This is a genomic window from Synechococcus sp. CCY 0621 (assembly GCF_019038465.1).
Taxonomy (GTDB): domain Bacteria; phylum Cyanobacteriota; class Cyanobacteriia; order PCC-6307; family Cyanobiaceae; genus Cyanobium.
Window position 1 is genome coordinate 1 of sequence record NZ_JAFKRH010000004.1, and the last position, 23,609, is coordinate 23,609.

General features: G+C 67.9%; 26 protein-coding genes and 1 pseudogene. 16 read left to right on the plus strand and 11 right to left on the minus strand.

What is annotated here, in order from left to right; all coding sequences use genetic code 11:
* Positions 1-1,005 (minus strand): glycogen/starch/alpha-glucan phosphorylase (locus KUG43_RS00530; RefSeq protein WP_216905185.1); only part of this gene is annotated, 1,005 nt, incomplete at its 3' end.
* A 134-nt stretch (positions 1,006-1,139) separates the two neighbouring features.
* On the opposite strand from KUG43_RS00530, the gene KUG43_RS00535 reads away from it, so the two are divergent.
* On the plus strand, positions 1,140-3,080 hold the full coding sequence (locus tag KUG43_RS00535) for an NAD-binding protein (protein WP_216905186.1): 1,941 nt from the start codon (positions 1,140-1,142) through the stop codon (positions 3,078-3,080).
* The gene (locus KUG43_RS00540) at positions 3,077-4,915 is read left to right on the plus strand and encodes a pyruvate kinase (RefSeq protein ID WP_216905187.1); all 1,839 of its coding nucleotides are present in this window, start codon (positions 3,077-3,079) and stop codon (positions 4,913-4,915) included. The genes KUG43_RS00535 and KUG43_RS00540 overlap by 4 nt, the downstream gene beginning before the upstream one ends.
* A gap of 29 nt (positions 4,916-4,944) precedes the next feature.
* Here the strand turns inward: KUG43_RS00540 and KUG43_RS00545 are convergent, their stop codons facing one another.
* Positions 4,945-5,232, minus strand: coding sequence for a DUF7219 family protein (locus tag KUG43_RS00545; protein WP_286194252.1), 288 nt, complete (start codon positions 5,230-5,232; stop codon positions 4,945-4,947).
* Positions 5,233-5,380: 148 nt separating this feature from the next.
* Between KUG43_RS00545 and corA the strand changes: the two genes are divergently transcribed.
* The 7 genes from corA (at position 5,381) to KUG43_RS00580 (ending at position 12,367) form a co-directional block, all read left to right on the plus strand.
* Complete coding sequence (gene corA / locus KUG43_RS00550) at positions 5,381-6,478, plus strand: magnesium/cobalt transporter CorA (protein ID WP_353617874.1); 1,098 nt, start codon at positions 5,381-5,383, stop codon at positions 6,476-6,478.
* Between the two features lie 88 nt (positions 6,479-6,566).
* Positions 6,567-7,643: a PstS family phosphate ABC transporter substrate-binding protein gene (locus tag KUG43_RS00555; RefSeq protein ID WP_286194253.1), complete on the plus strand. Its 1,077-nt coding sequence runs from the start codon at positions 6,567-6,569 to the stop codon at positions 7,641-7,643.
* Between the two features lie 18 nt (positions 7,644-7,661).
* Positions 7,662-8,621, plus strand: coding sequence for a CHAD domain-containing protein (locus tag KUG43_RS00560; protein ID WP_216905189.1), 960 nt, complete (start codon positions 7,662-7,664; stop codon positions 8,619-8,621).
* 77 nt (positions 8,622-8,698) lie between these two features.
* Positions 8,699-9,331, plus strand: coding sequence for a Crp/Fnr family transcriptional regulator PtrA (gene ptrA, locus KUG43_RS00565; RefSeq protein ID WP_216905190.1), 633 nt, complete (start codon positions 8,699-8,701; stop codon positions 9,329-9,331).
* Positions 9,332-9,375: 44 nt separating this feature from the next.
* Entirely contained in the window at positions 9,376-10,068 is a 693-nt protein-coding gene (locus KUG43_RS00570; RefSeq protein ID WP_216905191.1) for a response regulator transcription factor, read from the plus strand.
* Positions 10,069-11,169 (plus strand): sensor histidine kinase, encoded by a 1,101-nt coding sequence (locus tag KUG43_RS00575; RefSeq protein ID WP_216905192.1) that lies wholly within the window; start codon positions 10,069-10,071, stop codon positions 11,167-11,169.
* A gap of 1 nt (position 11,170) precedes the next feature.
* Complete coding sequence (locus KUG43_RS00580) at positions 11,171-12,367, plus strand: aminotransferase class I/II-fold pyridoxal phosphate-dependent enzyme (RefSeq protein ID WP_286194254.1); 1,197 nt, start codon at positions 11,171-11,173, stop codon at positions 12,365-12,367.
* 23 nt (positions 12,368-12,390) lie between these two features.
* Here KUG43_RS00580 and KUG43_RS00585 read toward each other — a convergent pair whose 3' ends face one another.
* From KUG43_RS00585 to KUG43_RS17185, 4 genes are read right to left on the minus strand one after another with little or no spacing between them, the layout of a single operon-like run.
* A complete protein-coding gene (locus KUG43_RS00585; protein ID WP_216905193.1) occupies positions 12,391-13,104 on the minus strand; it encodes a hypothetical protein in 714 nt (237 codons plus the stop codon).
* Entirely contained in the window at positions 13,101-13,466 is a 366-nt protein-coding gene (locus tag KUG43_RS00590) for an ExbD/TolR family protein (protein WP_216905194.1), read from the minus strand. Before KUG43_RS00590 ends, KUG43_RS00585 begins: the two co-directional genes overlap by 4 nt.
* Positions 13,463-13,816: a hypothetical protein gene (locus KUG43_RS00595; protein WP_216905195.1), complete on the minus strand. Its 354-nt coding sequence runs from the start codon at positions 13,814-13,816 to the stop codon at positions 13,463-13,465. The genes KUG43_RS00590 and KUG43_RS00595 overlap by 4 nt, the downstream gene beginning before the upstream one ends.
* Positions 13,813-14,310 carry a MotA/TolQ/ExbB proton channel family protein gene (locus KUG43_RS17185; RefSeq protein WP_216905196.1) on the minus strand — a complete coding sequence of 166 codons (498 nt, stop codon included), beginning with the start codon at positions 14,308-14,310 and terminating at the stop codon, positions 13,813-13,815. Before KUG43_RS17185 ends, KUG43_RS00595 begins: the two co-directional genes overlap by 4 nt.
* Positions 14,311-14,444: 134 nt before the next feature.
* On the opposite strand from KUG43_RS17185, the gene cysK reads away from it, so the two are divergent.
* The 3 genes from cysK (at position 14,445) to KUG43_RS00615 (ending at position 16,274) form a co-directional block, all read left to right on the plus strand.
* Positions 14,445-15,425, plus strand: a complete 981-nt coding sequence (gene cysK / locus KUG43_RS00605) for a cysteine synthase A (protein WP_216905197.1) — start codon at positions 14,445-14,447, stop codon at positions 15,423-15,425.
* Between the two features lie 37 nt (positions 15,426-15,462).
* A complete protein-coding gene (locus KUG43_RS00610) occupies positions 15,463-15,897 on the plus strand; it encodes a hypothetical protein (RefSeq protein WP_216905198.1) in 435 nt (144 codons plus the stop codon).
* A gap of 95 nt (positions 15,898-15,992) precedes the next feature.
* Positions 15,993-16,274, plus strand: a complete 282-nt coding sequence (locus KUG43_RS00615) for a 2Fe-2S iron-sulfur cluster-binding protein (RefSeq protein WP_216905199.1) — start codon at positions 15,993-15,995, stop codon at positions 16,272-16,274.
* Here the strand turns inward: KUG43_RS00615 and gorA are convergent, their stop codons facing one another.
* Genes gorA through KUG43_RS00630 form a run of 3 tightly spaced genes read right to left on the minus strand, consistent with a single transcriptional unit; the run spans position 16,275 to position 18,620 of the window.
* Positions 16,275-17,633: a glutathione-disulfide reductase gene (gene gorA / locus KUG43_RS00620; protein ID WP_216905200.1), complete on the minus strand. Its 1,359-nt coding sequence runs from the start codon at positions 17,631-17,633 to the stop codon at positions 16,275-16,277.
* Positions 17,630-18,298, minus strand: coding sequence for a pentapeptide repeat-containing protein (locus tag KUG43_RS00625; protein WP_216905201.1), 669 nt, complete (start codon positions 18,296-18,298; stop codon positions 17,630-17,632). Before KUG43_RS00625 ends, gorA begins: the two co-directional genes overlap by 4 nt.
* Entirely contained in the window at positions 18,276-18,620 is a 345-nt protein-coding gene (locus KUG43_RS00630) for an ArsR/SmtB family transcription factor (RefSeq protein ID WP_502988567.1), read from the minus strand. Before KUG43_RS00630 ends, KUG43_RS00625 begins: the two co-directional genes overlap by 23 nt.
* A gap of 107 nt (positions 18,621-18,727) precedes the next feature.
* Here KUG43_RS00630 and acsF point away from each other — a divergent pair, with 107 nt between their 5' ends.
* The 4 genes from acsF (at position 18,728) to KUG43_RS00650 (ending at position 22,123) form a co-directional block, all read left to right on the plus strand.
* On the plus strand, positions 18,728-19,798 hold the full coding sequence (gene acsF, locus KUG43_RS00635; RefSeq protein ID WP_286194255.1) for a magnesium-protoporphyrin IX monomethyl ester (oxidative) cyclase: 1,071 nt from the start codon (positions 18,728-18,730) through the stop codon (positions 19,796-19,798).
* A 510-nt stretch (positions 19,799-20,308) separates the two neighbouring features.
* Entirely contained in the window at positions 20,309-20,980 is a 672-nt protein-coding gene (locus tag KUG43_RS00640; protein ID WP_216905202.1) for a methyltransferase domain-containing protein, read from the plus strand.
* Between the two features lie 89 nt (positions 20,981-21,069).
* The gene (locus tag KUG43_RS00645) at positions 21,070-21,510 is read left to right on the plus strand and encodes a methyltransferase family protein (RefSeq protein WP_216905203.1); all 441 of its coding nucleotides are present in this window, start codon (positions 21,070-21,072) and stop codon (positions 21,508-21,510) included.
* Between the two features lie 325 nt (positions 21,511-21,835).
* Positions 21,836-22,123 carry a hypothetical protein gene (locus KUG43_RS00650; protein ID WP_216905204.1) on the plus strand — a complete coding sequence of 96 codons (288 nt, stop codon included), beginning with the start codon at positions 21,836-21,838 and terminating at the stop codon, positions 22,121-22,123.
* 133 nt (positions 22,124-22,256) lie between these two features.
* Here the strand turns inward: KUG43_RS00650 and KUG43_RS00655 are convergent, their stop codons facing one another.
* Positions 22,257-23,396: a glutaredoxin family protein gene (locus KUG43_RS00655; RefSeq protein WP_216905205.1), complete on the minus strand. Its 1,140-nt coding sequence runs from the start codon at positions 23,394-23,396 to the stop codon at positions 22,257-22,259.
* 27 nt (positions 23,397-23,423) lie between these two features.
* Positions 23,424-23,609: pseudogene (locus KUG43_RS00660) on the minus strand (hypothetical protein); the annotation flags it as partial.

The following is a 23,609-nucleotide window of genomic DNA, read 5'->3' on the forward strand; positions in this document are numbered from 1 at the left end:
GGCCCAGTGGTCGGGGAACTCCTCGATGGGAATGCCGCGGGCATCGAGGCTGCGGATCATGTCCTGGAGGGAGCAGCTGACGAAGAAGTGCTGCTGCATCAGGCGCAGGCGCCGTCCCGCATCGGTGCCGTCGTTGGGATAGAGCACCTTGGAGAGGGTCTCCGACCCCACCATCTTTTCGACGGCGCCATAGAAATCGCCGCTGTTGAAGGTCTGGAAGTCGAAGGATTCGCAGGCTTCCGCTCGCCAGAGGCGCAGCCGGTCGCAGGTGTTCACCCGGTAGCCCAGCACCGGCACATCGTGGGGAATGCCGATGGCGTGCTCGGCCGGGATCCAGCGCACGTGGTAGGTGCCGTGGTCGTCGCGATGGCTCTCGGTGTGGCCGCCGAAGCCCACGACGCAGGCCTTCTCGGGCTGGACGATTTCCCAGGGCCAGCCGCCCTTGAGCCACTTGTCGGTGATCTCCACCTGCCAACCGTCGCGGATGAGCTGGTCGAAGATGCCGAACTCGTAGCGGATGCCGTAGCCAGTGGCGGGGATCTCGAGGGAGGCGAGGGATTCGAGGAAGCAGGCGGCGAGGCGCCCGAGGCCGCCGTTGCCCAGGCCCGGCTCCTCCTCCACGTCGAGGATCTCCTCGAGGTCGTTGATGCCGAACGGCCTCAGGGCCTCGGCGGCCTCCTGCTGGATGCCGAGCATCAGCAGGTTGTTGCCGAGCTGGGGGCCGATCAGGAATTCGGCCGAGAGGTAGGCCACCACCCGGGCGGGGCTGGCAAGGATGGCGTCAAGACCGGCCAGGTAGCGGCTCATCAACCGGTCGCGCACGGCGTAGCTGAGGGCCATGTAGAGGTCGTGGCGGTCGGCTTCCTGCACACGCCGGCCGAGGGAATAGAAGAGGTGCTCGATGAGGCCGTCGAGCAGATCCTTCGCCGCCAGGCCGTTGCGCTGGGGATCGGCATAGGTGCCGGGCTCGGGGAGGCCCATCACGGGGGCGAGGGTGCTGGTCATGGCTGCACGGTCATGGGCACAGCCTCACCCTCACCAGAGATGGTTAAGACCCGGGGCAAGCGGCATCAACGATGGCTTGGGAAGATGGGTGGGCCTGCCAGTGTTCCATTCCCGACCCTGCAGCCCAGCCCGGGGTGACTCCCACTCCGTTCCCCTCGCCCGGGGCGTCCTGCCCTCGCGAAGGCTCGGTGCTGATCTGTGGCCTCGGATCCCTCGGCCAGGCCTGCCTGCTGCGCCTGCTGCCCTTCGACGTGCCGTTGCGGTGCCTGGACCGTGAGCGACCGGACTGGCGCGATCCCCGCCTGGAGGAACGCTTCGGGTCCTCGCTGGTGCTTGGGGACATGCGTCTGCCCCATGTGCTCTCCCAGGCCGGGGTCGAGACGGCCCGGGCCGTGCTGCTGCTCAGCACCGAGAGCACGGTGAACGTGGAGGCGGCTCTGCAGGTGCGGTTGCTCAATCCCTCGGCCGACCTGGTGGTGCGCTCCTCCGGCCAGCTGGCCAGCCTCGGGGCCCTGCTCGAGGAGCGCCTGCCCGGGGTGGCCGTGGTGGATCCCCTGATGCTCACGGCCGGGGCCGTCACCGAGGCCCTCCGGCCCGGTGACCAGGAGGCCTGCTTCCGGGTGGATGGCCAGTCCTACCTGGTGGTGGAGGGAAACGACCTGGATCGACGGCAGCAGCGCAGCCTGCGCCAGGCCGCCCCGGGCCAGGCCCGCCCCCTGCAGGTGGTGCCGATGGGCTCGCACCACCACCGCTCGGCGGACGCTGTCCCCGCCACGACGGCCAGGGGTCGGTGGTTGGCCCTGCGCCGCGGCCTCGGGGCACCGCTGCGGCTGTGGCGGCAGTGCAGCCAGCTCCAACAGGGCGGGTTGCTGGTGCTCCTGGCGTTGCTGGTCCTGGGTCTGGCCCTGTTCTCCGCCGGTGGCGGCTGGAGGCAGGGGGTGTTCGTCACCCTGGCGCTGCTGCTGGGGGAGTTCGTCGATCCGGTGAATGTGCTGTTGCCCCCCGGTGACGGCATCGCGGCGGCGGCCCCCTGGCTGATCGGCGTCACCCTGCTGTATTCCCTGGTGGGCACCCTGCTCACCTCCGCCCTGGTGGCCGTGATCCTGGAACGGTTGTTGCGGGAGCGTTTCGGATGGAGCCATCCCGGCCGTTTCCGCCGCGGCAGCCGCTGGATCCTGCTGGCCGAAGGGGACGACCTCGCCGCGCGGGTGGCCGAGAATCTGGTCAGGGATGGCCTGCAGGTGCTGCGGATCGACACACGACCCGTGCAGCCACTGCACCGCTCGGGGATGGTGGTCTTCCATCGCTGGGAAGCGGCCCTCGCCGCGCTGCAGCACTGCCGGCTGGAGGGGATCGGCCTGCTTTCCGTCGATCTGCTCGCCAACCTCCAGGAGACCTTCCAGCTGCAGAAGTCCTGGCCTGAGGCCCGTTACGTGATTCTCTCCCACGCCGTCGAGGCGGCTGAACGACTCGGCGACCTGCTCGGCGGCATGGCGGTGATCTCCAGCATGGATCTGGTGGCCGATGCGGTCGTGGCCACGGCCTTCGGCGAGCGGGTGGAGGAGATCTGCCGCATTGACGGGGCCAACCACCTGCTGGTGCGCTATCGGATCCAGCAGGGCGATGCCCTGTGCGGTCTGAACCTCTCCCGGGTGGAGCAGGGCTACGGGGTCACCACCATCCATCTCCTGCGTCCCGGTCGCCGTTCCCCGCTGGTGTTGCCCTCCCTGGATCTGGTGCTGGCGGCGGGGGATCAACTGGTGGTGCTGGCCACCCTGGCTCAGCTGCGGCGGGTCGAGCTGGGCAGTCCGGATCCGCCCGGCTGGCGCCTGCGCCTGCAGGGTGCCCCCAGGGAAGAAGGCCGTTTCGAGGCCCTGCAGTCCCTGGCCCGGCATCTGGGGGGCCCGCCGGGGACGATGGCGCCCCTGCTCGATGGAAAGGAGCACCTCACCCCGGCCCTCGACCGCGAACTGGCCGAGCAGCTGGCGGAGGAGTTGCGCCGCCAGGGCCTCCACTGCACGGTGGAAGCCGTGGCCGTGGGTGAAGCTATAGCCACCGAGGACCCGCGGCCATGAAGGAAGCCACGCCTGCCCCGGCCCTCTGGCTGCTCGACACCTTGCTGGCCCTCAGGGCCACCCTGGAGCGCATCGAGGTGGAGGAGGCCGACTGCCTGAAGGCCATTCACCCCGACTACCGGGCCAGTGCCCGCAATCTGCTCCACTTCATCGCCTTCCATCGCCATGCCCATCCGGGCCTGCCGAAGGCGCTGCGACGACGGGGTCTCTGTCCCCTCACCGATTGCGACGCCCACCTGCTGTCCAGTCTTGAGGCGGTGATCACCGCCCTCGAAGCGCTGGAGGGTCTGAGGGCCTCGGCGGCGACCCAGGAACAGCCGGGCGGCCCCTCAGAACTGGGCGGTCCCGAGGTGCTGGAGCGGCATTGCGACCGGCTGTTCGGAGCCCTGGCCGCCGCGGGGGTCGCCGGAATCATGGTCACGCTGCCAGCGGAGGCGGCCGAGCGCCCCGCCCTGGTCGCCGATCTGCTGGCGGCGGGGATGACCATCGCACGCATCAATTGCGCCCATGACGACCCCGTGGTCTGGGGCCGGATGGTGGACGCGCTCAGAGAAGCCCGGGTGATCACGGGCCGTCCCTGTGCGATCGCCATCGACCTGGCGGGTCCGAAGCTGCGCACCGGCCAGCTGGTCCTCCAGCCCGCGGTGATCCGCGCCCGTCCCCCCCGCGACCGGACGGGAAGGCCCACCCAACCTGTGCGGATCCTGGCGGTGCCGCATGGAGCCTTGCCCCGGCCGCAGGACACGGAAGCCGTGCTGCTGCCGGCGCGACTGTCGAAGGCGAAGCGGCTGAAGAAGGGGGATCGCCTGCAGGGGCGGGATGCCTCAGGCCGCCGACGCACCCTCCAGGTGGTTCGACGCGGCCCCGATGGGGTTCTGATGCTGCAGGCCGACAAGACCTGCCACTTCACCTCCGGCCTGGTGTTCCGCCAGCGGCACGGCAAAGCCCGGCTGCGCGTGGGTCCGCTGGCGCCGGTGAGTGGCGAACGGCTGCTGCGCCCAGGCGACGCCATCCGTCTGACGCCGGAGCCGGACCAGGGCGGCGGCACGCTCCCCTGCACCCTGCCGGAGGTGTTCGTCGATCTGCGCCCCGGTGAGCGGGTGCTCTTCGACGATGGCCGCATCGGAGGGGTGATCCGGGCCGTGTCAGCCCAGAAGGTGGTGCTTGAGGTCACCACGGCCCAGGCCAGGGGCAGCCGGCTCCGCTCCGACAAGGGGATCAATTTCCCCGATAGTGAACTGCGCACGCCAGCGCTCACTGCCAAGGACATCAAGGACCTGGCGTTCGTGACGGGGCACGCCGACATGATCAGCTATTCCTTCGTTCACCGGGAGTCCGACATCCAGACCCTGCGCCAGTGCCTGGAGGACCGGGGCCGGGGCGATCTGGCGGTGGTCCTCAAGATTGAAACCCGCCAGGCCTTTCTGAACCTGCCCGGGCTGCTGCTGGCGGCCATGGCCCACGGCGCCCCGGTGGGCGTGATGATCGCCCGCGGTGATCTGGCGATCGAGTGCGGCTGGGAGGCCCTGGCTCCGATTCAGGAGGAAATCCTGCGGATCTGCGCCGCGGCGCACGTTCCCTGCATCTGGGCCACCGAGGTGCTCGACACCCTGGCCCAGCATGGCCATCCCACCCGCGCCGAGATCACCGATGCGGCCATGGGGGCCCGGGCCGATGCGGTGATGCTCAACAAGGGACCTAACATCACGGCCACCGTCAAGGTGCTCGAGTCGATCGTGGCCCGCAGCGCCAGCGACAGGAGCGATCGCAACTTGCCCCTGCTCACCTGCCTGGCGTTCCGGAGCAACTGTGAACACGACGACCCGCTGCCGTGAGCCTGCCCAAGGAAATCAGCGGAAACGGTTCAGTCCGTGGATTCGTCGAAAAGGGAACTGCGGGTGAATTTGAGGCCTTTCCAGATCTTCTTGATTTTCGCGTAGGCCTCGTCCTGGCTCATCTTGCCGTTGGCCTGCAGGCCGACGATCAGCCCCACCTGGTCGGCGAAGGACTCCAGATTCTGGTGAAACATCAGCCGCTCCGGGCTCCAGTCGCTGCCGCGGTAGCTGCCATGGGCCTCCATGGGCGATTGGATACCCCGTTCCTGCCGGCCGAGTTCGGGATTGGATGGTCCCGTGGAGGGCTGGTTGGTCAACGAATCGTCAAGAGCAATGGCTAAAGCTAGCTAGCCGGCCTTAAGACCCCGTAAAGACCAGGGACCACCGCCAATACCCCCGCCACGCCTGCCATTCCCACCATCGGGCCGTTGCGGTTGAATCGTGGCAACAACCGGAAGTCCCGTGGTGCGACTCACCCCAGGGGCGCTGAATTCCCAGCGTCTGGAGCAGCGTCCGGCCGGTCTGCCCACCCATCTCTATGTCCATGGCGGGCTCGGGCCCACCCGGGCCGATGCGGTGCTGTTCCTGGAGTCCGGACCGGTGCGTGCCCCCACCCCCGCCATCGAGCGGCTGGCCAGCCTGCGCCAGGCGGGCACCCCCCTGTGGCTGCGTCTGCAGGGGCTTGGGGATCGCCATTACATCCAGCAGCTGCTCGATCGCCTGGAGGTGCCGGCGGTGCTGCTGCCCCCCCTGCTGGAGGTGCCCCAGCGCCCCCAGGTGAATGGCCTGGAGGATGTGCTGCTGGTGGTGCTGCACCGGCTCAGTTTCGCCAAGGATCCTGCCCATCTGGTGAGTGAGCAGGTGGGCCTGGTGCTTCTGCCCGGCCTGCTGATCACCCTGGAGGAGGGCTGCGGCGGGGATCCCTTCCCGGATCTCACCGAGTGGCTGCTGTCCAAGTCGGGGTCCCTGGCCGACCGGGACCTGGATGACATCCTGCACTTTGTCATCGATGACCTGCTCGATGATCTGTTCCCGATGCTGGAGGCGATGTCCCAGCGGCTGGATGCGCTGGAGGAATCCTCCCTGCGCAATCCCCGCCCCCTGATCCTGCGCCGCTCCTACGAATTCAGGAGCAATCTGCGCATCATCCGCACCCTCATCTGGCCCCTGCGTCACCAGATCCGCCTGCTGTTGCGTCAACGGCAGCGATTGCTGGGCACCGAGGCCCTGGAGGGCTTCCGGGACATGGCCGAACTCGTCGACCAGCTGTTTGAGGCCTGCGGGTCGCTGCGGGGCCAGTGCGATGCCATCACCCAGTCCTATGCGGCCAGCGTCGGCAACAGGATGAACCAGGTGATGAAGACCCTCACCATCCTCACCAGCATCTTCGCGCCGCTCACGTTCATCGTCGGCGTCTACGGCATGAATTTCGAGTTCATGCCCGAGCTGCAATGGCGCCATGGTTACGCCTTCGTCATGTTACTGATGCTCCTGATCGCCTCGCTGCAGGCCTGGTGGCTGTGGCGGCGGGGCTGGTTCCAGGACTGGACCGGGCAGGGCTGAGCTGGAGCTCACAATCTCTCCTTAACCCAACCCCTCAGCTTGCTGGTGCAGGATCGGCGCAGCGCCCCTCCTTCGCTGGTCTCGAACCATGGTCCTGAAGCTGCCTGCGACAGTCCAGTCGAGGGGCGTGATGGCCTGCAGCGGTTTGGCTGTTCTGCTCGGCGCCTGGCTGGCGCCGTCGCTGGCACCGGTGCCGGCCCAGGCCCAGACGGGCACGGCTCCGGTGGTGCGCATTGAAGGCTCCAGCACGGTGTTCCCGATCATGGAAGAGGCCGCCAAGGCCTTCCAGAAGCGCCAGGGTGATCGCCCGGTCAGTATTGCCCTGAAGGAGACGGGCAGCTCGGCCGGGATGCGCAGCTTCTGCCGTGGGGAGATTCCGATCAGCAACTCTTCCCGTCCGATCAGCTCCAAGGAGCTGAAGGCCTGTGCCGCCAAGGGAGTCACCTTCATTGAACTGCCGCTGGCCTTTGATGCCATTTCGGTGGTGGTCCATCCCAGCAACAGCTGGGCCAGCCGCATCAGCACCGCCGAGCTCTCCACCCTGTGGAACCGCAAGGCGCAGGGACGCATCAAGCGCTGGAAGCAGGTGAATGCGGCCTGGCCGGATCGGCCGATCAATCTGTGCGGCCCAGGGGCAGACTCAGGAACGTTTGACTACTTCAACAAGGCGATCAATGGGGATTCACGAAATTCCCGCACCGATTACACTGCTAGTGAAGACGATAACGTTCTCGTCCGTTGTGTTGAGAAGAACCCTTTGGCCCTGGGCTATTTCGGATTTTCCTATTACCGGTCTCAGGCCAGCAAGCTGAAGGCGCTCGCCATCACAGGGCCCAAGGGAACCTGGCCACCGACGATCAGCAATGTGCAGCAGGAACGCTACGTGCCCCTGTCGCGACCCTTGTTCGTCTACATCAACGACAAGGATCTGAGGGACCGGCCTGAGGTGCGTCGCTTCATCACCTTTACGGTCCAAGGGGGATTGCGTTTCAGTGAAAGGGCCGGTGTGATCCCCCTGCCTCCAGACACCTATCGTGTCGTTGAATCCAAGCTCTACCGCCACCTGATCGGTACCTCCTTCGGGGGTGATCTGCCCATCGGGCTCTCGATCAATGAAGCGATCCGGCGCAGCTTCGAGCAGATCCGTTCGAAATCACCCCGTTGAGGCCTCCGGGCCCCTCCCATGGCCAGCCCGCACGATGACCACCCGTTCAGCAACGGAGCGTTCGCCGTCGATCTGATCGCCCGCTTCACCCACAAGCTGGTGTCCCTGCAGGGGCCGGTGCTGGCCGACAGCGACCCCGAACCCCTGCATCAGATGCGGGTGGCGTTACGGCGTCTGCGCACCTGCCTGCACCAGTTCGCCCCCGCCCTGCAGCTGCCCAAGGCCGTCGCCGACCCCCGTCTGGCCAAGACGGTGCGGCGGCTTGGCATGGCGCGGGACCTGGATGTGCTCAGGGAACGGCTCGAACAGGATCTGATGCCCGAGCTGCCCGAGGCGGAGCGGAAGGCCCTCAAGCCCGTACTGAAACAGCTGCGGCGCGAGCGGGCCCTGGCCTACGAGCAGGTGGTCACCACGCTGCAGAGCGGCGGCTACCTGAAGCTGCTCTCCCAGCTGCAGGGTTGGCTGCGGCATCCCGACCTCACGCCGCTGGGGGAGCTGCCGCTGCTGGGCTGGACCCTGGAGTGGCAGACCCCGATGATCGCCGGGTTGTTCCAGCACCCCGGCTGGTTCATCCTTGAGCAGCAGGGGGACATGGAACGGGTTCACGACCTGCGCAAGCGGCTCAAGACGGCCCGATACGGACTGGAGAATCTCGGGGCTGTCACCGGCTCGCGCTGCCGGCAGTGGGTGTTGGAACTGAGGGATCTGCAGGAGCTGCTCGGGGAACTCAACGATCTCCATGTTCTGGAGAAGGCGATCGATGATCAGTTGCCGTCCGGGTTGGCGAAGAGCGTGCCTGCCCTTGACGCTCTGTTGCGCCGCAAGGCCCAGAGCTGCTGGGACCAGTGGCGGCAGCGGGCTGACGGGCTGATCTTGCCCGAGCGGCGCCGCAGCCTGTGGATGGACCTCTGGCTCGAACGACGCCCCGACAGCCCCACCGAACCGGCCCTGTTGGCCCAGGCCTTACCAAGCCCTTAACCAAAGCACTACCAGCTCTTTGCTCGATTGGTGGGTGTTGCTGCATACAGTTTCATGCATCCGACGCGCTTTTCCCAATGGTATTCACGCCCTCCCGTGAATCCGGTAGCAAGGATGGATTCCGCGATCTTCTCGAAGCCAATTACCAGAAACGCAGTCTGGTTCATGTCAGTGCCGGCAGCAATGTGCCGCTGCTGAAGAATAATGTCTGGCTTGTGGTTCGCGGCATGGTGAAACTCAGTGCCATCACCATTCACGGCGACGACATGCTGCTCGGGCTGGCCGGCCCGAACGAACCCTTCGGCGATCCCCTCAACGGCGTCGAGGCCTATGCCGCCACCACCCTGGTTGACACCGACCTGCTCTGCCTGAGCTGCGCCGAGATCCGCCAGGACGGCGCCCTGGCCGTGGCCATGCTGGAAGCCCTCGGACTGCGCATCCATCAGAGCCAGGCCCTGCTGGCCCTGATGGGGCTCAAGCGCGTTGATGAACGGGTGCGTGGCTTTCTTGAACTCCTGGCCAGTGAGTACGGCCAGCCCTGCGAATCGGGCCTGCGCCTCAACCTGCGCCTGACCCACCAGGAGGTGGCCAGCGCCCTGGCCACCACCCGCGTCACCGTCACCCGCGTCATCGGCGCCCTGCGCGATGAAGGCTGGTTGCAGCTGGACGGCCAACGACGCCTGGTGGTCAGCTATCTGCCACGCCGTTGAGACAGTTCTGGGATCTGCCCCCCGCAGACACCGATAATGCCGGGATGCATCCCCCCCTCCTGGTTGTCGAGGACGACGACACGATCCGCGAAACGATCCGTGACGTCCTCGTTCTGGAGGGGTTTTCGGTCACGGCCTGTGCCAATGGCCGTGAGGCCCTGCGCACCCTGCAGGAGTGCCCGCCGGGCGAGGAGTTTTCCCTGGTCGTGCTGGATCTGATGCTGCCGGGCCTGGGGGGCCTGGATCTCTGCCGCCAGCTGCGTTCCGCCGGCAACCAGACCCCCATCCTGGTGGTCAGTGCCCGTGACAGCGAGACCGACCGGGTTCTGGGGCTGGAGGTGGGCGCCGACGACTACCTGATCAAGCCCTTCGGCCTGCGGGAGCTGGTGGCCCGCTGCCGGGCCCTGCTGCGCCGCAGCCGCTCCGTGGAGGTCAGCGCCAAGGTGTTTCAGCACGCCAACCTCAGCCTGTACCCCGAGGAGTGCCGGGTCACCCGCGATGGCCTTGAGGTGAATCTTTCCCCCAAGGAATACCGGCTGTTGGAGCTGTTCATGCAGAACCCCCGCCGCGTCTGGAGCCGCGACAAGTTGCTGGAGCGGGTCTGGGGCTACGACTACTTCGGCGACAGCAAGACCGTCGACGTGCACATCCGCTGGCTGCGCGAAAAGCTGGAGGCCAATCCTTCGGCACCCGAACATCTGATCACCGTCCGGGGCTTCGGCTACCGCTTCGGCTGAATGGGGTTGCTGCTGGCCGGGCTGCTCGGTCTGGCCCTGGGTTGGCTGCTGGGACGCCGTCGCCGTCGCCCCGGCCAGGGTCTCTCCGGGCTTTCGTTGCGGCAACTGCTGCGCTGGATCGGCGAGGCCCCTGATGGTTGGTTGATTCTCGACGGGGCCGATCGCATCCAGCTGATCAATCTGCGGGCCGAACGGCTGCTGGACGCCCCCGGGGCCGGACTGCGCCGTCAGGAACCGCTCGAGAGGGTCTGCCATTCCCCCGAACTCCTGGAGGGGATCCGCAACGCCCGCCGGCGGGAGCGCCCCCAGCGGCTGGACTGGGAGCCGGGCGACCAGCAGCTGGCCGTGGTCGTCCTGCCCGGCGATGGCGGCTGGGTGGCGGTGATGCTCCAGAGCCGCCGCTCGCTCGAAGCCCAGCTGGAGCAGCAGGAGCGCTGGGTGAGTGATGTGGCCCACGAACTCAAGACGCCCCTGACGGCCCTGCTGCTGGTGGGGGACAGCCTCTCTGCCCACGTCAATGACGCCAATGCGGTGCTGGTGGAACGGCTGCAGCGGGAGTTGTTGCGGCTGCAGCGGCTCGTCGGCGATCTGTTGGAACTGTCCCGGCTGGAGAACACCCTGCCGGAGGGGGTGCGGCTGCGCAGCCGTGTCGACCTGCCCCAGCTGGTGCAACAGGTGTGGCTGGGGCTGCGCCCCCTGGCCGAGCGCCGCTGCATCCGCCTGGAGCTGGCGGCGGAGTCCCCCCTGGGCGTGATGGGCGATGGCTCGCGGCTGCACCGGGCCGTGCTCAACCTGCTGGACAATGCCCTGCGCTACAGCCCGGACGGAGGCACGGTGCGGGTGGAGATCGAAGCGACGGCGGGGTGGTGCCTGCTGACCATCCGCGATCAGGGCCCCGGCCTGAGCGAGGACGACCTGGAGCACATGTTCGAGCGCTTCTACCGCGGCGATCCCTCCAGGGTGCGCAGCGACAGGGGCGGCAGCGGCCTGGGCCTGGCGATCGTCCAGCAGATCGCCGTCACCCACGGCGGCCGCATCCAGGCCGCCAACCACCCCGACGGAGGCGCCGTGATGGAGCTGCTGCTGCCGGCGGGGGCCTGAGATGGGTGAAGCGTTCCCCAGGGCGGCAGGACGGATGGCGGCCGTGGCCGATCCGGTCATCGCCCAGGTGGGCGCCCTGATGCGCCAGCGGCCGCAGGTCCTCTCCCTGGCCCAGGGCATGGTGGCCTGGGCGCCACCGCCGGGGGTGGGCCGGGCCGTGGCCCTGGCCCTGGCGGAAACGGATCGGCGGCTCGATCGCTACGGACCGGTGCAGGGCGAGGCGGCCGTGCTGGAGGCCGTGCGGCGGGAGCTCAGCGAGGAACGCGGCCTGGATCTGGAGGGCAGCGAGCTGCTGATCACCGCCGGCAGCAACATGGCCTTCAACGCCATCGCCCAGGTGCTCTGCGACCCCGGCGACGAGGTGCTGCTGCCGCTGCCGTTCTATTTCAACCACGCCATGGCGATCCGCCTGGCCGGTGGCGTGCCCGTGCCGGTGGCGGCGGGACTGGTGCCCGACCCCGACCGGTTGGCGGCAGCGATCACCCCCCGCAGTCGCGCCATCGTGACGATCTCCCCCAACAACCCCAGCGGCCTGGTGACGCCGCCCCAGGTGCTGGCGGCGATCAACAGCCTCTGCCACCGCCACGGGCTGGTGCATGTGAGCGACGAGGCCTACGCCGATTTCGTCCATGGCTCGGTGCCCCACTGGAGTCCTGGTCGCTTGCCTGGCAGCGGCGGTCACACGGTGTCCCTGTTCTCCCTGTCCAAGGCCTACGGCATGGCGGGCTGGCGGGTGGGCTACGCGGCGGTTCCCCGGCAGCTGATGGGGGCCCTGGCCAAGGTCCAGGACACGGTGCTGATCTGCCCGCCCCAGGTGAGCCAGCGGGCGGCGCTGGCGGCCCTGGATGCCGGACCCACCTGGTGCCGCCCCCATGTCGAGGCCCTCGGCCAGCGGCGCCGGCTGTTGCTCGCTGCGGTGGCGGCGGCCCGGGAGGGCGGCCTGGCGGTGGAGCTGCTGGGCCCGCCGGATGGGGCCTTCTATGGCCTGCTGCGGTTCCCCTGTGCACGGGACGGCGCGTCGTTGATGCGCCACCTGGTGCTGGGGCACGGGGTGGCGGCCCTGCCCGGCGACAGCTTCGGCCTGCCGCCGGCCGGGGGCCTGGGCCTGCTGCGACTCAGCTACGGCATGTTGGAAGCCCCTGACCTGGACGAGGCCCTGCGGCGCCTCTTCCAGGCGCTCGCGGCTCTGGACGCCTAGGGTCTCCAGAAGTCTGCCTTGGTTCAGGGGGTCGCGCTGACCGTTTTGCTGTCGCCGGCGGCGGCCAGCATCCAGAGAGCCGTGCCGTCCGGCCACAGCAGCAGCAGCTTGCCGCCGGAGAGGACGGCGAGGGGATCACTGAAGGGCAGCCCGGCGGCGCGCGCCTTGGCCAGGGGCAAGCGCCGCCATTCCAGGCCGTCCGCCGGCACGACCATCCCGTCTGGAGACTCCCGTGTGGCCGTTGCCTGCTCCCACAGACCCGCCAGGGCCGTGGCCTCGGACGCCTCGAGGGGCCGGGCCTGCAGGGCCAGGGCGAGCAACGTGGTGGACGCGGTTGCTTCCGCGCCGGCCCTCGAGAGGGGACGGTCCTGGGCGGCCCCCCGCTCCGCCGTCGAGGCGGTCGCCACCCGGTCCTGGGTCCGGCCCCTGTGGGCGTCGGTGCCGAGTCGGTGGCTGGGCGACCCGGCGCGGGGTCCGGCCGGCAGATCCGTCGGCGGTGGCGGCGGCAGGGAGCTGAGCGAAGGCAGGGCCAGCAGCGGCAAGGACGGCTCCCTGGACTGCTGGCGGCTGAAGCGCAGCAGCTCGGGGGTGTCGTCGGCTGGGATGGCGGCTCTGCTGGCCAGCGGACGCTGGGAGGGACGCAACGCCGGCAGCAGCAGCAGCCCGTTCAAGGCCAGGGCCACCAGCAAAGGGAGCTGGAGACGGTGCCAACGGAGGAAGGACAGGCTGGCTTTCATGGCAGTTGCAGTTCCAGGGGCAGGTCCGAGCGGCCCAGCTGCCCCATCAGCCCCTGCACCACCCCCCAGGGGACGTCACGGTCGGGAACCAGCCGCAGCGTGGGGCTGCCCGGTCCGGCTTCGAGACGTTGCAGCACGCCGACCAGCTGCCCCCTGGGGACCGGCTGGTTCCACAGCCGCACCTGCCCATCGGCCGCCAGGTGCAGGCTGACGATCCCCTGGCTCGCCGGCCGCTGGGCCAGCCGCTGCGGAATCAGGATCAGCGCCAGGCTCAGCAGGGCCAGGCCCGTGGCCATCGTCCCCAGGGCCAGGGCGTCCAGCGATGGCCCCCAGGAAGGGTTGCAATCGGTGTCAGCGTTCATGGTCCCTTCTGGGGCAAGGCCAGCACCACCGGCCGGGGACTGATCGCACGCAGCCGGGCCAGGGACCGGCTCACCTGCCCCAGCGGCAACGTGGCCGCCGGCAGGAAACGGATCTCGGTGCTCTCTGGCTGGGAGGCCAGCAGGCCCGGCAGCCTGCCGCGGGACACGGGCTCGCCGTTGACGAACCAGCGATCCTCCGGCGCCTGCACGATCCATAGGGCGCCGGTGAGGGCCTGGCCGCCCTGGGGGCGCAGCCGCGGCTGGCGCTCCCGGGCCAGGTCCGCCAGGGCCGCGACCGATCCGCACAGCAGCAGGGTCAGCCCCACCAGAGAGGCCAGGGCGTAGGTCATGGCTGGGCGGCCCAGGTACGGCCGAGGCGCTGCAGCCGCAGGCACTGGCTGTGCCGCAACCATTGGTTGGCGACCAGGCTGGTGCTGGCGATCAGGCTGACGATCAGCCCGATGGCCGTGCTCAGCAGCACCTGGGCGAACCCGGCCAGGTTGGCGCCCGCCGGCAGCAGCAGCTGGGGGCCGAGGCTGGCGAGCACCTGCATCAGACCGAGCACGGTGCCTACGAGCCCCAGCAGGGGGGCCAGCACGACGGCGGCCTGCAGCAGCGGTTCACCGAAGCGCATCTCCAGGTCCCAGTCCTCCAGCTTCCGCCCAGCGGCAGGAGCCCCCTGATCCGCCAGCATCCGTTCCCACTGCTGGCGGCGGGAGGCCCGGGTGCGCCACCAGTGCCACCAGTAGCGGCCCCGGTCGAGCACCACGGTCACCACGGCGATGGAGAGCAGCAGCAGCAGCAGGGCGACGGGCCCATTGATCCCGGGGATCGGTGTCTTCACCCCTGGCGACGTTCCATGGCTGAAGCCGATCGTATGGGCCGGCGTCGCCGGTGCGACGTGCCGCAGCTGCTTGACAGTCTTCTGCGCGCGAACGCTGTCTAAGGTGCCCATGGACCGGATCCACAGGGAGCACCATGAGCCCCATCCACGCCGATAACAGCCTCAGCATCGGGCAGACCCCGCTGGTGGAGTTGCATCGCGTCACGGAGGGATGCGGGGCGAGGGTGCTCGCCAAGATCGAGGGCCGCAACCCGGCCTATTCGGTCAAGTGCCGCATCGGTGCCGCGATGATCTGGCAGGCGGAAAAGGATGGTCTGCTCGGTCCTGGCAAGGAACTGATCGAACCCACCAGCGGCAACACCGGCATCGCCCTGGCGTTCGTGGCCGCCTCCCGGGGCATCCCCCTCACCCTCACGATGCCCGAGACGATGAGCCTGGAGCGGCGCAAGCTGCTCACGGCCTACGGCGCCAATCTGGTTCTCACCGAAGGTCGGCTCGGCATGGGCGGGGCGATCGGAGCGGCCCGGGAGCTGGCGGAGTCCGACCCTGACCGCTGGGTGATGCTGCAGCAGTTCATGAACCCTGCCAATCCCCGCATCCACCACGACACCACAGGGCCAGAAATCTGGCAGGACACCGACGGTGTGGTGGACGCGCTGGTGGCGGGCGTCGGCACCGGCGGCACCATCACCGGCGTCAGCCGCTACATCAAGACCACCCTCGGCAAGCCCCTGGTGTCGGTGGCGGTGGAGCCGCTCAACAGCCCCGTCATCCGCCAGACCATCGCCGGCGAGGACCTCAAGCCTGGCCCCCACAAGATCCAGGGCATCGGCGCCGGGTTCGTGCCTGCCAACCTGGATCTCACCCTGGTCGATCGGGTCGAGGCCGTCAGCGACGAGGAAGCGGTGACGATGGCCCGCCGCCTGATGAAGGAGGAGGGGATACTGGCCGGCATCTCCTGCGGTGCCGCCACGGTGGCCGCCCTGCGGCTGGCCAGGGAGGAAGCCTTCGCGGGTCGCATCATCGTGGTGGTGCTGCCCGATTCCGGCGAGCGCTACCTCAGTTCGGTTCTGTTCGAAGGCATGTTCAACGAACGGGGCCTGGCTGTCGTTTGATCCCACCGACCGCGCCCGCGCTTCAAGGACACCGCCGATGAGTTATCTGCGCCAGATCATGCAGCGGCTCCACGACCGCTCCACCCCGTTGCCGGCGGCTGAGCGGGGTGAGGCCCAAGGCCGGCTTGAAGAGCATCTGGCCCTCTACGGCGCACGGCTCGAGGCCTGCAGCGACGCCATGCTCCAGTACGAGGCTGCCTGGCTGGAGCAGCACATCGACAGCCTGGAACTCTGCGGACGGGAGCCCACCATGCTGGCCAGTGCCGGTGGTGCCGAACGGGTCGAGGCGCTGTTGCAGGAAAGCCTGTGTTTTCGCCAGCGGCTTGAGCTCTGCCGGCAGCAGAGGGGGTTGGACGGAGCTGGGCTGCGGGCCGCCGTCGTGGCCAGTGAGCACGCCTGGGAGCTCACCGATCCCGCCCTGCGGCGGGCCTGGGGCTTCCCAGCGGAACCGCCACCAGGCCCTGCCGCCTGAGCCAGGCGTGTCCCCTCCCGCGCACGCTGTACCCCCCGATACATCCCCCAGGCCCAGGCTCCCCAAGGATTCCCTGGGATTCCTGCTGCGGTGCCATGGCGAGCTTCACGATCAGCCTGGAAGGGGGCAAGACCTTCTCCTGCCCTGACGACACCTACATCCTCGATGCGGCCGAGGAGCAGGGCATCGATCTGCCCTACTCCTGCCGGGCCGGGGCCTGCAGCACCTGTGCCGGCAAGATCCTGTCCGGCAGCGTCGACCAGTCCGACCAGAGCTTCCTCGACGATGAGCAGATCGGCGCAGGCTTCGCCCTGCTCTGTGTCAGCTACCCCCTCTCCGACTGCACCATCCAGCCGGGCGTCGAAGAGGATCTCTGATCAGCCGGGCATGGTGACGAACTCCTCGGCCACCGAGGGGTGCAGGGCCATGGTGCGGTCGAAGTCGGCTTTGGTGGCCCCCATGCCGATGGCGATCGCCGCCATCTGAATGATCTCGGCGCTGTGCTCGCCCACCATGTGGCAGCCCACCACCTTGTTGGTGGCGGTCTCCACGATCAGTTTCAGCAGCACCCGGGGGCCACGGGCCGGCAGGGCCTGGGCCATGGGCCGGAAGCGGGCCCGGTGTACGCGGATGCCGTCGGCTCCGAAGCGTTCGATCGCCGCTTCCTCGCTCAACCCCACCCCGGCCAGTTCCGGTTGGCTGAACACGGCACTGGCCACCAGGTCATGGTTCACTTGGCGGGGCTTGTTCCCGTACACGGTGTCGGCGAAGGCGCGGCCTTCATCCACCGCCACCGGCGTCAGGTTGATCCGGTCGGTCACGTCACCGACGGCATGGATGTGGGGCACGTTGGTGGTCTGGTCGGCATCCACCGGGATGCGGTGGCCTTCCACCGCCACTCCGGCGCACTCCAGCTGCAGTCCCTCGAGGAAGGGCCGGCGGCCCGTGGCCAGCAGCACGCCGCCGCAGGGGAGCACCTCGCCGCTCTGGGTGATGAGCTCCAGGGCTCCGGGCACGCCAGTGATGGCGGCGGGGCTGTGGGCGAAGCGGATCTCGATGCCTTCAGCCTCCATGGCCTCCTGCACCGCACTGGAGGCCTCCCGATCGAAGCCCCGCAGCAGATGGTCGCCCCGCACCAGCAGGGTCACCGCCACGCCCAGGCCATGCAGGATGCAGGCGAACTCGCAGGCGATGAAGCCGGCGCCCACCACCACCACCCGGTCGGGGAAGCGCTCCTGCAGGAACATGTCGTCGCTCACCCAGCCCAGCTCGGCCCCGGGAAACACGGGCCGGTGCGGGCGGCCGCCGGCGGCGATCAGGATCCGATCCCCCTTGAGCCGTCGGCTGGTGGAGGATCCGTTAACCACCTCAATGTGGTGGGGATCGGCGAAGCGGCCCCAGCCCCGCACCAGCTCCACGCCTGCCTTCTCCAGCAGGCCGATATGGAGCTCATTGAGCCGGTCCACCTCGCGGCGCACATTGGCGAGCAGCACCGAGGCATCCGGGCGGAAGCCATCCAGCTGCCAGCCGTAGCTGGCCGCATCGGCCAGCAGGTGCCGGTAGGCCGAGCCGTAGACCAGCAGTTTCTTGGGCACGCAGCCACGGATCACGCAGGTGCCCCCCACCCGGTCGCCCTCCACGATGGCCACCGAGGCCCCGTAGGAGGCCGCCCGTTTGGCGGCCGCCAGGCCACCGGAGCCCGCCCCCAGCACGATCAGATTGAAGCAGTCGGTCATGGCAGCAGGGCGTCGTGGAGCAGGGTTCCATCCAGCATGGCGTCCCGCAGATCGGTGTCCCGCAGGTCGCAGCCGCTCAGATCGGCATCACGCAGGTCGGCGCCTCCCATGTTGGTGCCGTAGAGGCAGGCACCGCGCAGATCACTCCCCTGCAGCAGGGCCCCCTGCATCTGGGCGAAGCTGAGATCGGCCCCCTGGAAATCGGCCCCGCCCAGATCGGTGGGCTGGTCGAGCCCGCCGCGGAAGTCGGCCTCCACCAGCCGGGTGGACCGCCAGCGGCTGTGGGCCCCAAGCACGCCCCGCAGACAGCAGCGGTGCATCAGGGCGCCGCCGAAATCGGCCCCCTGCAGCCGGGCCGCCGACAGGTCGGCGTCGTGCCAGAAGGAGCCGCGCGCCTTGAGACCGGAGAGGTCGGCCCCCCAGAGCAGGGCCTGCTGGAAGCAGGCGGCCTCCACGTTCGCCCCCGCCAGCCGGGCATGGCCGAAGCGGCCTTCCTTGAAGCAGCCGCCGTGCAGGTCGCAGTCGCCCAGATCCAGGGCCACGCCATCGAGATCGCCCAGCCGCAGGCCGGCAAAATCGCGACGGCCCCCGGCCAGGGCGCGTTTGAGGGCGTCCAGGTCGGCGGGAAGATCGGCGGGGACCTCAGAGGATGGCCGCAAGGGCATCGAGTTGCTGGCGGCGGGAGGCAAGCATCAGCTTTCTGGCCTGAACCAGGAGCTGGAAGACGCCCTTGTCGATCACTTCATAGAACACCAGGCTGCCTTCGGGACGGCGGCGCACCACGCCGGCGATCGTGAGCAGCTTGAGATGCTTGGACACCAGGGCCTGGCTGAGGCCGGTCTTCTCGACGACGGCGGTGACGTTCAGGGGGCCCGGCCGCAGGGTCTCGAGCACGGTGAGCCGGTTGGGCTCGGAGAACACCTTGAAGTAGTCGGCCAGAGATTCCATCGACCGCTCCAGTGCCTGGGATTGGGTGGATGGTACCACGCTGTCGTCTCAGGCCAGTCTTGCAGAATCGTGAAAACAGCCTCCTGCATCACCTGGAACACGTAATATCACGTTGTCGTTATGACGTGAAGCACGTCGCCACCCTGATGACAGCCACCCTCTCCTCCGCTGCCGCGGGCGCCTCAGCTGCCGCGGCCCCGTCCGCTGCCATTCCGGCCGCCCCCCACCTGCGGGAAGACCTGCTCACCCCGCGGTTCTACACGACCCAGATCGCCAAGGCGGCCCGCACGGACCTGGAGCAGCAACGCCCGGCCTTCGACGCGATGCTCTCCGAGATGGAGGCCGACTACAACCGGGAGCATTTCGATCGCAAGGCACCGCTGGATCGGCTCCGCGATCTCAGCCCCGAGGAGAAGCAGGCCTACGAGAGCTACCTGGTGCGCTCCTGCGTGTCGGAATTCTCAGGATTCCTGCTGTTCAAGGAGCTCTCCCGCCGGCTGTTCCAGGCGCAGCGTCCCGAGATGGGACGGCTGTTCCAGCTGATGGCCCGCGATGAGGCCCGCCATGCCGGCTTCCTCAACCGGGCGCTGGTGGCCGAAGGCATCGAGATCGACCTGCCCAGCCTGAGCACCAAGCGACCGATCACCTGGTTCCCCCTGAGCTGGGTGCTCTACAGCGTCTTCCTGTCGGAAAAGATCGGCTACTGGCGCTACATCCTGATCGACCGCCATCTCAAGGCCCACCCCGATAGCAACTTCGCGCCTCTGTTCGATTTCTTCGAACCCTGGTGCCAGGACGAAAACCGCCATGGCGACATCTTCAACATGCTGATCCGCTGCTGGCCCGCCCTGCGCCAGGGATTTCGCGGCAAGTTGCTGAGTCGCTTCTTTCTCTGGTCGGTGTTTCTCACCCACAGCCTCACGGTGTGCGAGCGCGGCGACTTCTACCGGATCCTGGGCATGGACCCGGAGGCCTTCGACGCCGAGGTGATGCGCCAGACCAACCGCACGGCCCGCCGTGTCTTCCCCTGGGTGTTCGATCTGGAGTCCGGCGGCTTCATCGCCCTGCGCGATCGCCTGGTCGCCTGCTTCCAGGAGATGGGCGCCGCCCGCCGCCAGGGGGCCTCCCCCTTGCGCCAGCTCGGCCTGAAGCTGCGCTTCGGTGGGCTGCTGTGGCGCCAGTTCTTCCAGCCGATGGTGCGGGTGGAGGCGGCCTGAGCGCGGTCCGACAGCAGCCGTTCCGTTCGATTCCCTTGCGTTCTCTGCCATGCCCCAGCCCCATCTGAGCGCCGCCTACTGCGACGCCTACAGCCGCATCAATGCCAATGGCGCCCGACGTGGGCGCGCCGATCACATGGCTATCGGCATCGAACCCGGCGTGGTGGTGGGCGAATTCGTGGGTTGCTTCCAGGAGGTGGTCGAGAGAGTCGGCTTTGAGCCCCACCAGGCCCGGGGGTGGGGGTGGTGGCGCGACTGGCCGGGCGATCCTGCCCCGCTGACGCCGGGGCTTTATGAACGGGGGGTAGCCCCGACTGGCCCCTGGCCCAGCAACCGGCTGAAGCGATCCCAGCGGATGGTCCGGAACGGAACAGGAGCATTCTGCTCAAGATTCAACACACCTTCGTTGTCCGACCATGGGGTTGAGGTCCCCACGACAGGGGGGGGCTGTACGGCAATGTCTCCATGATGTTATGCACATGCTGGGATTGAGCCGGTCATGCTTGACCCATGCGCCACTCCAAACAGGCCCTCAGCGCCGATGCGAGCCACTGGGATCAGCGCTACCAGGAAGGCGCTGACGGCTGGGAGCTGGGTCAGCCCGCCCCACCGCTGGCCCAGCTCCTGCGCAGCCATCCGCTGGCGCCCCAGTCACCGGGCAGGGTGCTGGTGTCTGGCTGCGGACGCGGCCATGAGGTCGCCCTGCTGGAAGACCTCGGCTTCTCGGCCATCGGCCTGGATTTCAGTGGCGAGGCTTTGCGCGAGGCCCGCAGGCTCCATGGCGAGGCTCGGGACACCCTGCAGTGGCTGCAGGCCGACCTGTTCGACCGGCAGGCCCTGGAGGCGGCGGGCCTGACCCCCGGCAGCCTCAGCGGAATCGTGGAGCACACCTGCTTCTGCGCGATCGATCCCGGCCTGCGGGAGGACTACATCGCCACCGCGGTCCGACTGCTCACGCCGGGCGGCTGGCTGCTGGGGCTGTTCTGGTGCCACCGCCAGCCAGGCGGCCCGCCCTGGGGCAGTGACCCGGAGCTGGTGGAAGCCCAGCTGCGCCAGGCCGGCCTGGTGCCTGAGATCTGGGAGCCGGCCACCGGTTCGGTGGACAAGCGCAACCACGAGTGGCTGGGCCTGTGGCGTCAGCCAGGCCCACCCCCTTCACCTGTAGAGATCGAATCATGCTGAGCCAACTGAACGAACGCATGCAGAAGTGGGGCTTCTCCTAGGAGGGTCTGCGGGACAACCGCCACGGCGAGTGGTGGGTGCTGGCGCAGATGATCCTGATCGCCGCCCACTGGCTGCCGCCAACGCCTCCGCCCTCGGATCTGGGGATTCACTGGCCCCTGGCGCTGCGCCTGATCGGCGGGCTCACCGTCCTGATCGGCCTGGTGATCGGCGCCCAGGGGGCCCTGAACCTCGGGGACAGTCTCAGTCCGCTGCCTGAACCGATGCCCGGAGCGGCCCTGATCACAGAGGGGGCCTACGGCCGTTGCCGCCATCCCCTCTACCAGTCGCTGCTGCTCTGTTCCCTGGGGGTGACCCTGGCCCTCGGCAGCCTGCTGCACCTGGGCCTGCTGCTGGCGCTGGCGACCATACTCAGCCTCAAGGCACGACGCGAGGAGCAGCGCCTGTGTTCCATGCACAGCGGCTATGCCGACTACATGACATCGACCCCGGCGATCGTTCCCTTTCTGCCCGGCCTCGACTGGCATTAGCCCTGGCTCTCATTGATGTGGGCGTTGCGCAGGGAATCTCCACTGGCTGCAGCCTTGGTTCATTTGGATCGGGTGTCCCTCTTGCTGTTTGGGTGGATTCCGCAATACATACTTGATTCCTGCCTGGCATCGTGTTGTCCAGATCAGCGCTGCAAATTCGTACAACCGTCAGAAAAACCTTGTCTGCTGATATGTCATTAGTTTGCGTGTTTTATACGTGATTGCCTTCTATGGCTAGGGTATAGATGAGACGTTCGCGTAAAGGCAAATGAACTATGTTGCGGGCGCCAATTCCATTGCAAAACCTCTCACGGCAAGGCTGGCCATGGCTGGCGTGGCGACTCTTATCTGTGCAGGAACCTTCTCTGCTGCTCTGGCCGCGCCTGTCATTCCCAACATGATCGGCACATGGACGGTTGAAGGGAAGGGGGCCGTGCTTTGCAAAGTCGAAGCATCGAGATGCAAGACCCATCATCATGGTGATTTCAGTGATCTGAATGCCGTTGCTCAAATCACCAAGCAACAGGGTCGGGTTTTCCACGGAATCTTCAAATCCAAGTACGCAACAGAAAAGTTTGTCAGCACGCTCGGCCATGACAATGCCACCATGTAGATTGTCGATGAGGATGGATTTACGGATGGCAAGATCATCAGCCCCAACCAGATTCAGGTTGTTTATCGTCACACCTCCGATCTCGATTCCGTCGTCGACATTGGTACCTGGACCCGCCGCTGAGTGAGCCTGTTCAGAACAGCCAGCCGGGCCGAAGCACCAGAAGCAGGCCCAGGGCCACCATCACGACACCACTGATGAGCTTCAGCCACCGGCCCGTGCCTTCGGTGAGTTTGTTGCTGCTCAGCGCCAGTACGGCGAACCCAACCATCAGGGCGTCGTCGGCGATGTAGCCCACGATGTAGAGGCCCAGGTAGCCGTAATGGGCGGCCGCAGCAAGGTTCTGTTGACTGAGCACAGCTGTGTAGACCGCCGGCAGCCCGGCGGTGCAGAGCAGCTCCACCGCGTTCACCACCACCGCCAGGGCCGCCACCGCGGCCAGTGCTGCCGGCAGGGACTGACTCTGCATGACCCCGCGCATGCGCGCATAGAGACCCGGCTTGGCACTGGCGGGGATTGAGAGGGTGAAGTTCGGACCCTTGCGCCAGAACTCGCCCAGATTCACCACCCCCAGCACCAGGGCCAGGGATCCAAGCAGGAGCCGCAGCCAGGCGGTGAAGCCCAGCAGCAGGAAGACGTTCAGCCAGGCCGCCATGAAGGCGTAGTAGACGGCCCCGCTGACGAGCACAAAGGTGCCGGCCACCAGGGCCATGCGCCGCCGGTCGCGCCAGTGCACCAGCAGCGAGAGCAGAAACAGCAGCACCCACATTGCGCAGGGATTGAAGCCATCCAGCAGCCCCATGGCCAGGGTGAAGATCGGCAGGCCGAGCGCAGAGGCGCTGATGCTGCCGAAGCGGCCGAGGCTCACGTTGCCGGAGGCACGCTCACGTCGATCGATCAGGGCGAGCAGTTCCTTGCCGCGGCCCTCGGCGTCATCGAAACCCACCAGCACCTGGCCTTCAAGGACGAACGTGGGCACCCCCGGGGCACCGATGCCGGCCTGTCGGGAGTAGCGCATCAGGTCGTCGATCGCGGCGGGATCGGATTCGAGCGGCCGCAGACGCACCTGAATCTCCGGGCGTCGCTTCTGCAGCTCGGGGAGGAAGGCCTTGGCGGCGGCGCAGTGGGGACAGCCCTCACGCACGAACACCTGAAGTTCCGCTCCCCCCACGCCGGGCTGGGCAGGGGCCAGCGAAGGGGTGAGCGCCAGCACCAGGCCCAGCAGCATGGCAAGCACCGGCGTCAGCAGCCAGCCTTTCCGAGGACTGCGCATCGTTTCCTCGTCAAGCTGATGGAGTTGTCATGGGGTCTGCCGCCACCAGCGCCAGGCCTCCACGTTGATCAGCAGCCCGAAGACCGTGAGGGCCACCATCAGCACGATCTGATCGAGGCGGGCATCGGGCACCAGGATGTCGGCGATGAGATGGGGGACGTTGGTGACCGAATAGACGACGCTGAACCAGAAGTGGATCCGCCGCCAGGGCCG

Bases quoted from the DNA above. Each gene is read 5' to 3' on its own strand.
- KUG43_RS00540 (WP_216905187.1), top strand. From the start codon at position 3,077: ATGAAGGAAGCCACGCCTGCCCCGGCCCTCTGGCTGCTCGACACCTTG.
- KUG43_RS00555 (WP_286194253.1), top strand. From the start codon at position 6,567: ATGGTCCTGAAGCTGCCTGCGACAGTCCAGTCGAGGGGCGTGATGGCC.
- KUG43_RS00560 (WP_216905189.1), top strand. From the start codon at position 7,662: ATGGCCAGCCCGCACGATGACCACCCGTTCAGCAACGGAGCGTTCGCC.
- ptrA (WP_216905190.1), top strand. From the start codon at position 8,699: ATGGTATTCACGCCCTCCCGTGAATCCGGTAGCAAGGATGGATTCCGC.
- KUG43_RS00570 (WP_216905191.1), top strand. From the start codon at position 9,376: ATGCATCCCCCCCTCCTGGTTGTCGAGGACGACGACACGATCCGCGAA.
- KUG43_RS00575 (WP_216905192.1), top strand. From the start codon at position 10,069: ATGGGGTTGCTGCTGGCCGGGCTGCTCGGTCTGGCCCTGGGTTGGCTG.
- KUG43_RS00580 (WP_286194254.1), top strand. From the start codon at position 11,171: ATGGGTGAAGCGTTCCCCAGGGCGGCAGGACGGATGGCGGCCGTGGCC.
- KUG43_RS00585 (WP_216905193.1), bottom strand. From the start codon at position 13,104: ATGAAAGCCAGCCTGTCCTTCCTCCGTTGGCACCGTCTCCAGCTCCCT.
- KUG43_RS00590 (WP_216905194.1), bottom strand. From the start codon at position 13,466: ATGAACGCTGACACCGATTGCAACCCTTCCTGGGGGCCATCGCTGGAC.
- KUG43_RS00595 (WP_216905195.1), bottom strand. From the start codon at position 13,816: ATGACCTACGCCCTGGCCTCTCTGGTGGGGCTGACCCTGCTGCTGTGC.
- cysK (WP_216905197.1), top strand. From the start codon at position 14,445: ATGAGCCCCATCCACGCCGATAACAGCCTCAGCATCGGGCAGACCCCG.
- KUG43_RS00610 (WP_216905198.1), top strand. From the start codon at position 15,463: ATGAGTTATCTGCGCCAGATCATGCAGCGGCTCCACGACCGCTCCACC.
- KUG43_RS00615 (WP_216905199.1), top strand. From the start codon at position 15,993: ATGGCGAGCTTCACGATCAGCCTGGAAGGGGGCAAGACCTTCTCCTGC.
- gorA (WP_216905200.1), bottom strand. From the start codon at position 17,633: ATGACCGACTGCTTCAATCTGATCGTGCTGGGGGCGGGCTCCGGTGGC.
- KUG43_RS00625 (WP_216905201.1), bottom strand. From the start codon at position 18,298: ATGCCCTTGCGGCCATCCTCTGAGGTCCCCGCCGATCTTCCCGCCGAC.
- acsF (WP_286194255.1), top strand. From the start codon at position 18,728: ATGACAGCCACCCTCTCCTCCGCTGCCGCGGGCGCCTCAGCTGCCGCG.
- KUG43_RS00640 (WP_216905202.1), top strand. From the start codon at position 20,309: ATGCGCCACTCCAAACAGGCCCTCAGCGCCGATGCGAGCCACTGGGAT.
- KUG43_RS00645 (WP_216905203.1), top strand. From the start codon at position 21,070: ATGATCCTGATCGCCGCCCACTGGCTGCCGCCAACGCCTCCGCCCTCG.
- KUG43_RS00650 (WP_216905204.1), top strand. From the start codon at position 21,836: ATGGCTGGCGTGGCGACTCTTATCTGTGCAGGAACCTTCTCTGCTGCT.
- KUG43_RS00655 (WP_216905205.1), bottom strand. From the start codon at position 23,396: ATGCGCAGTCCTCGGAAAGGCTGGCTGCTGACGCCGGTGCTTGCCATG.